General features: G+C 64.9%; 11 protein-coding genes and 1 tRNA gene. 7 read left to right on the plus strand and 5 right to left on the minus strand.

The genetic code is table 11. The features are described 5' to 3' along the window. Window positions 1–130: 130 nt before the first annotated feature. The gene (locus tag PU724_RS02905; protein WP_127285164.1) at window positions 131–1,072 is read right to left on the minus strand and encodes an N-formylglutamate amidohydrolase; all 942 of its coding nucleotides are present in this window, start codon (window positions 1,070–1,072) and stop codon (window positions 131–133) included. 163 nt (window positions 1,073–1,235) lie between these two features. On the opposite strand from PU724_RS02905, the gene cpdR reads away from it, so the two are divergent. Together cpdR and PU724_RS02915 are read left to right on the plus strand one after the other, a co-directional pair. Beyond that, window positions 1,236–1,598: a cell cycle two-component system response regulator CpdR gene (cpdR, locus tag PU724_RS02910; protein WP_006199474.1), complete on the plus strand. Its 363-nt coding sequence runs from the start codon at window positions 1,236–1,238 to the stop codon at window positions 1,596–1,598. A 114-nt stretch (window positions 1,599–1,712) separates the two neighbouring features. After that, a tRNA-Val gene (locus PU724_RS02915) sits at window positions 1,713–1,787 on the plus strand. Between the two features lie 833 nt (window positions 1,788–2,620). Here the strand turns inward: PU724_RS02915 and PU724_RS02920 are convergent. The 4 genes from PU724_RS02920 to PU724_RS02935 all read right to left on the minus strand — a co-directional run bounded on the left by PU724_RS02920 (window position 2,621) and on the right by PU724_RS02935 (window position 7,338). Further along, window positions 2,621–4,099, minus strand: a complete 1,479-nt coding sequence (locus PU724_RS02920) for an O-fucosyltransferase family protein (protein WP_320319561.1) — start codon at window positions 4,097–4,099, stop codon at window positions 2,621–2,623. Further along, window positions 4,044–5,006 (minus strand): GDP-L-fucose synthase, encoded by a 963-nt coding sequence (gene fcl / locus PU724_RS02925; protein ID WP_320319562.1) that lies wholly within the window; start codon window positions 5,004–5,006, stop codon window positions 4,044–4,046. The genes PU724_RS02920 and fcl overlap by 56 nt, the downstream gene beginning before the upstream one ends. A gap of 31 nt (window positions 5,007–5,037) precedes the next feature. Further along, a complete protein-coding gene (gene gmd / locus PU724_RS02930; RefSeq protein WP_320319563.1) occupies window positions 5,038–6,084 on the minus strand; it encodes a GDP-mannose 4,6-dehydratase in 1,047 nt (348 codons plus the stop codon). Window positions 6,085–6,183: 99 nt separating this feature from the next. Continuing rightward, window positions 6,184–7,338, minus strand: coding sequence for a dihydrodipicolinate synthase family protein (locus PU724_RS02935; protein ID WP_320319564.1), 1,155 nt, complete (start codon window positions 7,336–7,338; stop codon window positions 6,184–6,186). A 239-nt stretch (window positions 7,339–7,577) separates the two neighbouring features. On the opposite strand from PU724_RS02935, the gene PU724_RS02940 reads away from it, so the two are divergent. From PU724_RS02940 to PU724_RS02960, 5 genes are read left to right on the plus strand one after another with little or no spacing between them, the layout of a single operon-like run. Next, a complete protein-coding gene (locus PU724_RS02940) occupies window positions 7,578–8,627 on the plus strand; it encodes a LacI family DNA-binding transcriptional regulator (protein ID WP_127284381.1) in 1,050 nt (349 codons plus the stop codon). After that, entirely contained in the window at window positions 8,624–9,640 is a 1,017-nt protein-coding gene (locus PU724_RS02945; RefSeq protein ID WP_320319565.1) for a Gfo/Idh/MocA family protein, read from the plus strand. Before PU724_RS02940 ends, PU724_RS02945 begins: the two co-directional genes overlap by 4 nt. Then, a complete protein-coding gene (locus PU724_RS02950) occupies window positions 9,637–11,238 on the plus strand; it encodes an acyl CoA:acetate/3-ketoacid CoA transferase (RefSeq protein WP_354419573.1) in 1,602 nt (533 codons plus the stop codon). Before PU724_RS02945 ends, PU724_RS02950 begins: the two co-directional genes overlap by 4 nt. Next, window positions 11,231–12,007 carry an enoyl-CoA hydratase/isomerase family protein gene (locus tag PU724_RS02955; protein ID WP_354419575.1) on the plus strand — a complete coding sequence of 259 codons (777 nt, stop codon included), beginning with the start codon at window positions 11,231–11,233 and terminating at the stop codon, window positions 12,005–12,007. The genes PU724_RS02950 and PU724_RS02955 overlap by 8 nt, the downstream gene beginning before the upstream one ends. 9 nt (window positions 12,008–12,016) lie before the next feature. After that, the gene (locus PU724_RS02960) at window positions 12,017–13,528 is read left to right on the plus strand and encodes an aldehyde dehydrogenase family protein (RefSeq protein ID WP_354419577.1); all 1,512 of its coding nucleotides are present in this window, start codon (window positions 12,017–12,019) and stop codon (window positions 13,526–13,528) included. The last annotated feature ends 19 nt before the right edge of the window (window positions 13,529–13,547 follow it).

Below are 13,547 nucleotides of genomic sequence, written 5' to 3' on the forward strand. Positions count from 1 at the left end.
GATTTGTTCTCGGACAGGTTTTCCTGTCCATGCCCTCCTTGGGCGTTTCCTCCCTAGACTTCGACCGTGTCGTGAAAACGATGCGGTCTTTTTTTCACCGGCTCGCGGCGCGGGCGGGGAGCGCCTGGCTTTATTCGGCGGCCAGCGGCAGATCGACGAAATGATGGTCCGGCATCGCCATTAGATCGGCCGAGAAGCGGGTGAGGTCGTCGGCAAGCGCGTCGAAGCCGGCGGATTTCTGGAACGTCCGCTCGTTCATGTAGAGCCCGCGATTGACCTCGATCTGCAGCGCATGCAGATGGCGCGCCGGACGGCCGTAATGCTCGGTGATGAAGCCGCCGGCATAGGGCTTGTTGTGGGCCACCGTGTAGCCCATGCCGGTGAGCAGGGCGATCGCCGTCTCGGTCAGCGCCGCCGTCGCGGAAATCCCGAAACGGTCGCCGATGATGAAATCCGGTCGCACGCCGTTGTCGCCGACCCTGATGCTTGCCGGCATCGAATGGCAGTCGATCAGCACCGCGTAGCCGAACCTGGCATGCGTGCGGGTCAAAAGCCGCTTCAGCGTCTCGTGATAGGGCTTGTACACGGTCTCGATGCGCGCCACCGCCTCGGCCAGCGGCAAACGGCCGGAATAGATGTCGAGCCCCTCCCCGACGAGCTTGGGCACGGTGCCCAATCCGCCAGCCACTCGCGCCGAGCGGATGTTGCAGAAGGACGGCACCGGCTCGGCGAACATGCGCGGGTCGAGCTCCCAGGGTTCCCGGTTCACGTCGAGATAGGCGCGCGGGAAATTCGCCGCCAGCAGCGGCGCGCCGAGCGCGATGGCGCCGCCGAACAATTCGTCGACGTAGCAATCCTCGGACCGCCGGATGGCGTTGCGATCGAGCCTGGCCATGGCCAGGAAGCGTTCGGGATAGTGGCGGCCGCTATGCGGCGAGTTGAACAGGAAGGGGACGCGCTGCTCGGCGCCCGATCGGATTTCGAAGGGTGGAACGACCGAAAAATCCTCGGCTGCCGTCTTCAATGTGAATGAACCAGGAAACAGCACTGCATCATGAGTCAAAACTGCCATTTCGACAGCCGCATGTCCAGCTTTTAGGCGCCCCGAACCCCTGCCCGAACTGAGTATAATACGGCCTTCGTTCACTTGATGTTTACCGTCACCTCCTCATATACAGGATGGTTAACGGGCTAGCCCGGCGCCAAGGTTGGGCGGGTGATTCGGACGGGATATGATGGCACGCATTCTGCTGGCGGAAGACGATGACGATATGCGCCGGTTCCTCGTCAAGGCACTGGAGCGCGCCGGCTATCAGGTGAGCGATTTCGACAATGGCGCTAGCGCCTACGAACGCTTGCGCGAGGAGCCGTTCTCGCTGCTTCTGACCGATATCGTCATGCCGGAGATGGACGGCATCGAGCTTGCGCGCCGCGCCACCGAGATCGACCCCGACCTCAAGGTGATGTTCATCACCGGCTTCGCCGCCGTCGCGCTCAATCCCGACTCCAAGGCGCCGAAGGACGCCAAGGTACTGTCGAAGCCGTTCCACCTGCGCGACCTCGTCAACGAGGTCGAAAAGATGCTGCAGGCGGCCTGAGGCGTTTCCGGCTCGATCGCGGCGCGCCTTCGGGGCGCGACAAAACGAGCCCTTCTTTCGTTTTTCCACCTATTGACGCGCTGGATCAAAAATGGTGTATGCGCGGCATCGGATGGGCGTGTAGCTCAGCGGGAGAGCACTGCATTGACATTGCAGGGGTCACAAGTTCAATCCTTGTCACGCCCACCATCCTTTCAATAACTTGGCGACCTGCCTCCGTCGTGGGGGCACGCAAAAAACCGCTCGTCTCGGCCGCCTCCTTTTACAAATCGTGCTGATGACCGTGCGCCTTTTCGACCGTCTTGGCGGACATGCCAAGCGTGCGCCCGCTTCCCAGATGTCGATCTAGCATGCTCGACGCGGCAGCCGAAGACGCGCGGCGATAGCTGCTTTGGATGATTGCAGCTAACCCACTGCGACCTCCTGTTGGGCAAATCGCCCCGTCGAGGACTTGTAAGAGGACCGATGCACCGGAAGCACCCGCAGAGGAAGGGGCGGCCCGGCATCTGTGGCGGGGAGGCCAGCAGATGCCGAGCCTGACCGGCGTGGTCATCGAAGGGCGGGCGCCGGCTATCAAACATATACGTGCCAGCCAATATGACTGGAACACAACCAATTGAACGAAGGATGCAACTAAAAGGTGGAGTACGACCCGACCAACTCCCTGCGGCCTTGATCCCCTGCCTTCACTGCGGCCGGGGATCGGGCCTGTGGTCGTGGTTGCCGTTCTTGCCTTCGCGGCAGGGCGCATCGCCAATGCCGCAGCATTTGCCGTGATAGGTGACGTTCGGCTTGAGGTTGTCGCAATCCCGGGGGCGGTCGTCTTGCAGCCCGCGACCACCGAAGCGGCGACGACGGCAAGCAAGACATTTCTTGAAACAGTAAACATGGGCGTTCTCCTTGATGACCGCATTTGTTACGCGGCGCTGGGTCGCGCCCCTCGATGGATTGGTTCAAACGAATCGGAAAAAATCGGCGAACGATGCCCCGGGCGATCGCGCCTCCTGGTTCGGCGCGGAGCGTTAGAACCGCGCCAGTCCGGCGAGCCGCCACCTTAACTTCGCCAGCCGCCCCGCTTTCGGTTTTCGACCCTGCCTTATTCGCCGTTCGATTTTCCTGAACATGCGATTTGCCGGCTCCGCGGTCACCGCCTGCCGCGCCATCGCCAGCGCCGCCTTCCTCTCGGCCGACACCTGCTGGCGGATCCAGGCCGAGCACGCCGCAGCACAGGGATAGCCAGCCCTGGCCGCCGCGAGGAAGAATTCGAAGTCCCTCATCAGGACAAAGCCGCCCGAAGCCTCGTCCCCGAGGACTTTCATCATCGGCAATGGGATTTGCGGGCGGGCCTGGAATTGCGCTGCCATCCGCGACCGCAAGACAGCCTCGCCCGACGGATAGTCGTGCTCGCGAAAATAGGCCGAGGCCATTTTCAGGGCATAGACGTCGTTTTGCGGATCCAGCCCGTGAGCCCTCTCGAGGATGTCACGCGCCTGCGCCGGACCGATCCGGTCTTCCAGGTTGAGAAAGGCCGCTTGATAGCCGAAGGCAGCCTCGAGCGGATGATAGTCTGCCTGGCGATCCTTCAATTCGTCCAGGATGATTTCCGCGGCTCGGGATTTGTCGAACAGGGTGTTCGTTCCGATCATGGGAATGCCGCCCATCAGCGACGCAATCGAGGCAAAGATGCTGCTGCCTGCATGGATCCGCTGGCATTGCGCCATCAACGCCATTTCGAAGAATGCCCGTTGCGTCCGGTCCTCGAACGCGCCGGCTCCGAAGTCCTCCGCCAGCGACGCCCCGGTTTCAGCCTTCAGATAGTCGAGCGTGGCGCGGTCCTCTCCGATCAGCAGCGTCGCGAGGCCCATCGAGGACAACTCCCTCACGATCGCCTTGGCCAGCGTCGCGGGGATGACCTTGCGACCGAAGACCAGCCGCGTCCGGTATTTGCCACGGACAATGTCGCCGCTGCGCAAATGCAGCGCGGCCATGGGGCGTGGAAATCGATTGCGGGCGGCTGCGTCGGTCGCCTGCCGCACGCTGTCCGAGAAGCCGAAGCTGCGCAGCGCCCGGGATGCGTCGAAGAGCCCGGCTTCTTCGCCGCGAAAAGGATCCAGGACGCGAAAGTCGTCGCAGATCCAACCGCTCGGATTGCCTTGTCGCTTGCCAGCTTCAAGACTGAGCCGCTTGAGGGTGGCCGCATCGAGAACGTCGAAATCGGATCCTCTGATCCGTGCCCCCAGCCAATGCCGTTCGATGAATTCGGCGGAGAAGATCCTGTCTACGACATCGACGACGTGGAAGGTCTTGTCCGCAACGGACGTCCGGTTCCAGCTGAAGCCGAAGCGGTAGTCGAACGCGTCCGCGACCGACTTTGCATTGGCCATTGCCAGAAGGCGGCTGCCCAGCCCGTCCCTTCGCGTTGCGGCAATCAGCGGCGATTGCGGTTCAGCCCGCGCCGAGGCGGACGTCGCCTTTCTCGACATGCCGGAGAAACCACGCATAGGTCTGTTCCAATCCATCGCGCAGCGAGTAGCGCGGATGCCAGCCCGTGGCAAACAGGCGCGACACGTCCATCAGCTTGCGCGGCGTGCCGTCCGGCTTGGTCGCGTCGAAGGTCACCGTGGCTTCGACGCGGACCACGGACAGGATCGTGCGGGCAAGCTCCCCAATGCTGATGTCTTCTCCCGAGCCGACATTGACGTGGCCATCGCCGGAATAGTTTTTCAACAGCCAGACCAGCGCGTCGGCGGCATCGTCGACATGCAGGAACTCGCGCATCGGCCTGCCCGATCCCCAGACCTGAAGTGTCCGTTCGCCGGCGCTCTTGACCTCATGGGCCTTGCGCATCAGGGCCGGCACGACATGGCTGCTGGTCAAGTCGAAATTGTCGCCCGGACCATAGAGGTTGGTCGGCATCGCCGAGATGTAGTCGACGCCATATTGCCGCCGGTAGGCCTGGCAGAGTTTCAGCCCGGCGATCTTGGCGACCGCATACCATTCATTGGTGGGCTCGAGCGGCCCGGTCAGCAGCGCGTCTTCCGGGATCGGCTGCGGCGCGTGTTTTGGATAGATGCAGGACGAGCCCAGGAACAGCAGCTTTTGCACCTCGCTGCGAAACGCGCTCTCCATGACATTGGTCTGCACGACAAGGTTCTCGTGCAGGAAGTCGACCGGAAGCGTGTCGTTGGCCAGGATGCCGCCGACCTTGGCGGCCGCCATGACCACCGCGTCCGGCTTGTGCTCGGCCATCCAGCGCCGCACGCCGGCCTGGTCGAGCAGGTCGAGCTCGCTGCGCGCGACCGTCAGGATGTCGCAGTCCTCGCCCGCCAGCCGGCGCACGATCGCCGAGCCGACCATGCCGCGATGCCCGGCGACGAACACCCGTTTTCCCCTGAGATCGAAAATCATGAACTTGCCCCCGAACCGCGTTCACCGGCCGCTACGGCACGGCCGAACGCTTGAGATCGGCCTGCACCATTTCCGCCACCAGCTCCCTGAACCCGGTCCTGTGCGACCAGCCCAGCTTCTCCCTGGCCTTGGACGCGTCGCCGACCAGGTGGTCGACCTCCGTCGGCCGGAAATAGCGCGGGTCGATGCGCACCACAATCGCACCTGAGCCGGCGTCGATGCCGACCTCGTCGGCGCCCTGGCCCTGCCATTGGATGGTGCATCCCGTCTCGGCGAAAGCCAGCTCGACGAATTCGCGCACCGAATGCGTCTCGCCGGTCGCCAGCACGAAGTCCTCGGCCTCATCGTGCTGGAGAATGCGCCACATGCCTTCGACATAGTCGCGCGCATGGCCCCAGTCGCGCCTGGCGTCGATATTGCCGAGATAGAGCGTATCCTGCCGCCGGTGATGGATCGCGGCCACGGCGCGCGTGATCTTGCGGGTGACGAAGGTCTCGCCACGGCGCGGGCTCTCATGGTTGAACAGGATGCCGTTGGCCGCGAACAGGCCATAGGCCTCGCGATAGTTGACCGTCGTCCAGTAGGCGTAGAGCTTGGCTGCCGCATAGGGCGAGCGCGGACGGAAGGGCGTGGTCTCGTTCTGCGGCGCTTCCGAGGCCTTGCCGTAGAGCTCGGAGGTCGAGGCCTGATAGAAGCGCACCGACTTTTCAAGTGCGAGGATACGGATCGCCTCCAGCAGCCTGAGCGTCCCCAGCGCATTGGCGTTGCCGGTGTATTCCGGTTCCTCGAAACTCACCTGGACGTGGCTTTGGGCGCCAAGATTGTAGATTTCGTCGGGCCGCGTCTCCTGCACGAGGCGGATCAGGTTGGCCGCGTCGGTCAGATCGCCATAGTGCAGGAAGAGGCGCGCGTCCCGCTCATGCGGATCGACATAGATGTCGTCGATGCGCCCGGTGTTGAACGAGGACGAGCGGCGTTTGACGCCGTGGACGACGTAGCCCTTCTCAAGCAGCAATTGCGCCAGATAGGCTCCGTCCTGCCCGGTCACGCCGGTGATGAGAGCCACTTTGCCCGTCATTGTCCGTCTTCGCCCACCCCTCGGGACGGATAGGGAAAACAGATTTGTCCGGCCAAGGCAAATTTGTGGTCTTCGATCGGAACCGATCGGGCGTCGCGGTCAAATACCCGCGACGGCGCAGAGGCTCTTCATTCTGGCCACCGCAAGCTCGGGATCGGCCAGCAATCCCGCCTGGTCGGCCAGCCGGAACACATCGGCATAATGCAGGATGCCGCGCGCCGACTGCATGCCGCCGACCATCGCGAAATGCTCCTGATGGCCGTTGAGCCAGGCCATGAAGACGATGCCGGCCTTATAGTACTCGGTCGGCGCCTCGAAGATCTTGCGCGACAGCGGCACCGTCGGCGCCATCAGCGCGTCATAGCCGGCGCGGTCGCTATCGGCGAGCCTGGCCAGCGCCGCGTTGGCGACCGGCGCGATGGCGTCGAAAATCCCAAGCAAGGCATGCGAGTGCTTGCTGCCGTCGCCGGCGATCAGCTCTGGGTAGTTGAAGTCGTCGCCGGTGAACATGACGACGCCGTCCGGCAACCGGTCCCGCAGCGCCACCTCCTTGCCGGCATCGAGCAGCGATATCTTTATGCCCTCGACCTTGCCGGCATGCCGCTCGATGATGGCCACGACCGTATCGAGCGCCGTCTCGAAATCACCACTGCCCCAGTATCCCTTCAGGGCCGGGTCGAACATGTCGCCCAGCCAGTGCAGGATCACCTTGCCGGACGCCTGCGACAGAATCCGGTCGTAGACGCGGGCATAGTCGTCCGGACCTTTGGCGACCACCGCCAGCGCGCGGCTCGCCATCATGATCGCCTTGCCGCCCTGCCCCTCGATGAAGCCGAACTGCTCCTCATAGGCGGCAATCACATCGTCGAGCGTGCTCGCAGCGGAAGGCGCCAGATGATCGGTGCCCGCCCCGGAAGCGAGATCGGCCCCTTCGACGGTCCGCGCCTCTGCAATCGAGCGGCGGATCAATTCCTTCGCGCTTGCCCAGTCGAAACCCATGCCGCGCTGCGAGGTGTCCATCGCCTCGGCGATGCGGAAGCCGAGCCGCCACAAATGATGGCGGAACGCCATCGTCCTGTCCCAGTCGACGACGGGCAGCGACCACGGGTCGGTCATCGCAAGCGGGTCGGCGACGACATGGGCGGCAGCATAGGCGATGCGCGAAAAGCGCGCCCCGGCAACCGGCTGCGCAGGCCGGCCGAGAAGCCGGTAGCTGGCGCGGCGGCCATCCTCGCCGGGCAAGGTGATGTCCATGAAACTCTCCCTTTGGCAGCGCCTATAGATGGAACGTTCCAATAAATCAAGAAGGTTTATGATTTTTGCGCTCGACCCGCCGGAATGCTGCAACGCAACACAACTTCCCTTACCGAATAAGGCGTTGATGTAAGAGAATTGTCGATTTTTCCGTTTTCCAGAAAACCGGATTGACTCTCGCTGCATCCCATGATTAGAACGTTCCAATAAATTTGACCAAACCGGGAGGAGCGATCTGGATGGCCAGCCGGGCCAAGGCGACGATACTCGACATCGCCCGCGAGGCGGGCGTGTCCAAGTCGACGGTATCGCTCGTGCTGCAGGGCAGCGGGCTGATCCGGCCCGAGACGGCGGTCAAGGTGCGCAAGGCGATCGAGGATGTCGGCTACGTTTACAACCGCGGCGCCGCCAATTTGCGCAAGGCTCACTCCAACGTCATCGGCATGGTCATCAACGATCTCACCAATCCCTTCTTCACCGAGCTGGCGGTCGGCATGGAGCGCGTCTTCCAGTCGGCCGGCATCGTGCCCTTCATCGCCAACACGGCCGAGAACCCGGTGCGCCAGGAAGAAGTGCTGAAGTCGCTGATGGAGCAGGGCGTCGCCGGGCTAATCGTGTCGCCGGCGCGCGGCACCACGCCGGGCGCTTTCCGCCGCATCGAGACAGCCGGCGTTCCCGTTGTCTTCGCCATGCGCCGGCTGCCCGAGAGCCGCATCCCGGTGATCGCGCCCGACAATCATCGCGGCGCCTTTCTCGCCACCGCCCACCTGATCGGCAAGGGCCATCGCCGGCTGGCCTTCTTCGGCGGTTCTTCCGACCTCGTCGTCTATCACGAGCGGCTCGGCGGTTTCCGCGAGGCCTGCGCGACGCTGGGCATTGCCGCCGCCGACACGCTGGTCTTCGAAGGTGAGACCAGCCGCAAGGGCGGCATCGCCTGCCTGGATACCGCCATCGCCATGGCCGAGCCGCCGACCGCCGCGCTTTGCTTCAACGACGCGGTCGCCTTCGGCGCCATGCTGGCGCTGCGCAAGCACGGACTGGAGCCCGGCGCGGATTTCGCCGTCGTCGGCTTCGACGACGTGACCGAGGCCGAACACTACATGCCGGCGCTGACCAGCGTCGCGGTCGACGCGGCCGGCCTCGGCGAGCGCGCCGCCCATGCCATGCTGAAGATGATCCAGTCGCGCACCACCCGCGCCGAGGACCACATCGGCGCGGTCAACCTGGTGGTCAGGGAAAGCTGTGGGCCGGACCGCCCGCGCCGTCCGGGAATGGGAGACGCGGCATGACCGTCAGGTGGGGACTGATCGGCGCCAGCACGATCGCCAGACAGTTCATGATCAACGCTATCCGCGCGCAGGGCGATGGCGAGGTCGTTGCGGTGATGAGCTCCAGCCCCGAGCGCGCCAACACCTATGCCGGCGAGAACGGCATTCCGCGCGGCGTCTCGACACTCGCCGATCTGCTCAGCGCCGGCGTCGACGCCGTCTACATCTCGACCACCAACGAGCTGCATCTCGAACAAGCGCTTGCCGCGATCGAGGCGGGCAAGCATGTGCTGTGCGAAAAGCCGCTGGCGCTGACCAGCGCCGATGCCAGGAAGATGGTCGCCGCCGCCAACGCTGCCGGGGTCGTGCTCGGCACCAACCATCATCTGCGCAATGCAGGCGCGCATCGCGCCATGCGCGAGGCGATCGCCGCCGGCAGGATCGGCAAGCCAATCGCCGCGCGCGTCTTCCATTCCGTGTACCTGCCGGAGAGCCTGCAGGGCTGGCGCATCAGCAAGCCCGAGGCTGGCGGCGGCGTGGTGCTCGACATCACCGTTCACGATGCCGACACGCTGCGCTTCGTGCTCGGCGACGATCCGGTTGAGATTTCCGCCTTCACGCAAAGCGCCGGCATGGCCGGCGGCGGGCTAGAGGACGGCGCCATGTGCATCTGGCGCTTCAAATCGGGCGTCATGGCCCAGTCGCATGAGGGCTTCACGACGAAATTCGCCGGCACCGGCTTCGAGGTGCACGGCTCGGAAGGTTCGCTGTTCGCCACCAATGTCATGACCCAGAAGCCGGTCGGCTCGGTGCTGTTACGCACGGGCGCCGGCGAGGAAGAGCTGAGCTTCGACCGCGAGGACCTCTACGCGCGCTCGCTGCGCCAGTTCCATGCCGCGATCCGCGGCGAAGGCCGGCCTTCCGCCACCGGCGAGGACGGTGTCTGGTCGCTGGCAGCGGCTGAAGCCGCGCTGCAATCGGCCAAATCGGGCAAGGCCGTCACCATCGATCCGAAACTCGGGAGCGCGGCGTGAGCAAGGTCATTTCCGCGGCGCAAGCCGCCAGCCTGATCAAGGACGGCATGGTCGTGTCGGTGTCGTCGTCGAGCGGCCTCGGCTGCCCGGACGCCGTGCTTGCCGCGATCGGCGAGCGCTTCGACGCTGAAGGCCACCCGAAGGCCATCACCACGCTGCACCCGATCGCCGCCGGTGACATGTACGGCATCAAGGGCATCGATCATCTGGCGAAACCCGGCCTGTTGAAGCGCACGCTTTGCGGCTCCTACCCTTCCGGGCCGTCCTCCGCCGAGCCGCCGCAGATCTGGAAGATGATCGGCGACAATTCGGTCGCGGCCTACAATGTGCCGTCCGGCATCCTGTTCGACATGCACCGCGAGGCCGCCGCCAAGCGGCCGGGGGTGCTGACCAAGGTTGGTCTCGACACTTTCGCCGATCCCCGCCACCAGGGCTGCGCCATGAACGCGGCGGCCAGCGAGCCGATCGTATCGGTGCAGCAGTTCGACGGCGAGGAATGGCTCTATTTCCGCGCCATCGTTCCCAACGTCTCGATCATCCGCGCCACCACCGCCGACGAGCGCGGCAACCTCACCTATGAGCACGAAGGCGCCTATCTCGGCGGGCTGGAGCAGGCTCTCGCCGCCCGCAACAATGGCGGCGTCGTCATCGCGCAGGTCAAACGCGTCGTCGAGAATGGCACGCTGAAGCCGCACGACGTCCGTGTGCCTGGGGTGCTCGTCGACCACATCGTCGTCGCGCCCGACCAGTTGCAGACGACGCTGACCCCTTACGATCCGGCGATCTCCGGCGAGATCTTCCGGCCGCTGTCGACCTTCCGCAACGCGGAGATGAACGTCCAGAAGGTGATCGCGCGCCGCGTCGCCATGGAGTTGCGCGACGGCATGGCCGTCAACATCGGCTTCGGCATCTCCGCCAACGTGCCGCGCATCCTTCTGGAGGAAGGCCAGCACGGCAAGGTCACCTGGGTGATCGAGCAGGGCGCCGTAGGCGGCGTGCCGCTGCTCGACTTCAAGTTCGGTTGCGCCTCCAATGCCGAGGCGATCATGCCCTCGCCGCACCAGTTCATCTACTTCCAGGCCGGCGGCTTCGACGCCTCGCTCTTGTCCTTCCTGCAGATCGACCGCCATGGCTCGGTCAATGTCTCGAAACTTTCGGCGCGGCCGCATGTCACCGCCGGCGCCGGCGGCTTCGTCGACATCACCTCGCGGGCGAAGAAGATCGTCTTCTCCGGCTTCTTCAACGCCGGCGCCAAGCTGTCGCTGGCTGACGGCGGCATCCGCATCGACCAGGAAGGCAGGGTCAAGAAGGTCGTCGAAGAGGTCGAGCACATCTCTTTCTCCGGCAAGCGCGCGGTCGCGCAAGGGCAGGACATCACCTATGTCACCGAGCGCTGCGTGATGAAGCTGACGCCCAACGGGTTGATGGTGACCGAGCTGGCGCCCGGCATCGATCTCGAGCGCGATGTGTTGGCGCAGGCCGACATTCCGCTCGGTATTGCCAATGACCTCAAGGTGACGCCGGCGTCGCTCTACCAAGATCGGCCGATCGGCCTATCGCTGAATGGCGGCGCTTCGCTCGGAGGCGCGCATGGCTGAACGTCTCGTCAGCTTCGAACAGGACGGCGCCATCGGCATCGTCACGCTGCGCCGGCCGGAAAAGTTCAACGCGCTGGACATTCCGATGCTGCGCGCGCTCGATGCGGCGCTCGACGAGGCGGAGCTGGCTGAGGGCGTGCGTGTCGTGCTCGTCCGTGGCGAAGGCAAAGGCTTTTGCGCCGGCGGCGACATCGAGGCCTGGGCACAATTGAGCGCCGCCGATTTCCAGGTGCAATGGGTCCGCTATGGCCACCGTGTCTTCGACCGGCTGGCGCGGCTCCGGCAGCCGACCATCGCGGTGCTGTCCGGCCATGCGCTGGGCGGCGGCCTGGAGCTGGCGGTGGCCTGCGATTTCCGCGTCGCGGAGACACAGGTGAAGCTCGGCTTTCCCGAAACCTCGATCGGCGTCGTTCCCGGCTGGTCTGGCACGCAGCGCGCCGTGCGCCGCTTCGGCGCGCAGACGGTGCGGCGCATGGCCATCGGAGGCGAAGTCCTGCTGGCGAGCGAAGCGCTTGCGCTCGGCGTTGTCGACCGCGTCGTCGAGACCGGCAAGGCGCTCGCCGACGCCAGGACATGGGGAGAAAGGATCGCCGAGCGCGGGCCGCTGGCGACCGAGGCCGCCAAGCTGATGATCGCGGTCGCCGAAGGCGAGGAGAGTGCCGCCGCCGCGGAAGCGCTGGCCAGCGGCTTCATCGCGCTGACCGGCGACCTCAAGGCCGGCGTCGATGCCTTCAAGGCCAAGCAGAAGCCGGCCTTTTCGAGGTCCTAGAGGAATCCGATGAACGCACCCCTCAAGATTTCCATGCCGGCCGAGGCGTCCGCGGCGCCGAAGACCTACAAGCTGCTGATCGACGGCAAGCATGTCGAGGCCCGCGACGGCCGCGTGCTGGAGCGCAGAAGCCCCGGCCACGGCTTTACCGTCTCGCGCTATGCGCAGGCCGGCGAAGCGGAAGTCGAGACCGCGGTGGCTGCCGCGCACAAGGCCTTCGAGACCGGCCCCTGGCCGCGCATGAAGGCGTCCGAGCGCGCTGCCATCCTGCTCAAGGCGGCCGACCTGATCGAGGTCCGACTGGAAGAGATCGCCAGGCTCGACGCGCTGGAATCCGGCAAGCCGATCGCCCAGGCGCGCGGCGAGATCGGCGGCGCCGTCGACATCTGGCGCTATGCCGCCTCGCTCGCCCGCACGCTGCATGGCGAGAGCTATGCCAATCTCGGAGACGCCATGCTCGGCGTCGTGCTGCGCGAGCCGATCGGCGTCGTCTCGATCATCACGCCGTGGAATTTCCCCTTCCTGATCGTCAGCCAGAAACTGCCCTTCGCGCTCGCCGCCGGCTGCACGGCGGTGGTCAAGCCGAGCGAGATGACCTCGGCCTCTACCTTCGTGCTCGGCGACATCCTGCTCGAAGCAGGCCTCCCCGCCGGCGTCGTCAACATCCTCGCCGGTCTGGGCGGCGATGTCGGCGCGCCGATGGTTAGCCATCCGCTGGTCGAGATGGTGTCCTTCACCGGCTCGACCCGGGTCGGCAAGATGACCATGGCTGCCGCCTCGAATTCCCTGAAAAAGGTGTCGATGGAACTCGGCGGCAAGAATGGCCAGATCGTCTTCCCCGACGCCGATCTCGAAGCCGCCGCCGACGCCGCGGTGTTCGGCGGCTTCTTCAATGCCGGCGAATGCTGCAACGCCGGCAGCCGGCTGATCGTGCATGAAGCGATCGCCGACGACTTCCTCGCCGCCGTCAAGGCGCTGACCGCCAGGGTGACGGTCGGCGATCCGCTCGACGATCGCACCAAGGTCGGCGCCATGATCTCCACCGACCATCTGGCCAAGGTAGCCGGCTATGTGACGGCTGCGGCCGGCGACGGCGGCGCCGTCTATGCCGGCGGCCGCCAGCTCGCGTCAAACGCCGGCCAGTATCTCGATCCGACCATCATCCGCGGCGTCACCGAGGACATGGCCGTCGCGCGTGAGGAAGTGTTCGGCCCGGTGCTTTCCGTGCTGACTTTTGAATCGATTGAAAGGGCATTGCACATCGCCAACAACACGCCCTATGGTCTGTCTGCGGGTGTGTGGAGCGCCAGCATCGACACCTGCATGTCGGTGGCGCGGAGTGTGCGTTCGGGGACGGTTTGGGTGAACACGTTCATGGAAGGTTACCCCGAGCTGCCGTTCGGAGGCTACAAGCAGTCCGGTCTCGGACGTGAACTCGGCAAGCGCGCTGTCGAGGACTATACAGAGGAAAAGACAATCCAGTTTCATCGCGGCCAGCGCACCGGTTGGTGGGTCGGCTGAGTTGGGAGACCCCGGCGGA

The organism is Mesorhizobium abyssinicae (assembly GCF_049887195.1).
Classification (GTDB): Bacteria; Pseudomonadota; Alphaproteobacteria; order Rhizobiales; family Rhizobiaceae; genus Mesorhizobium; species Mesorhizobium abyssinicae.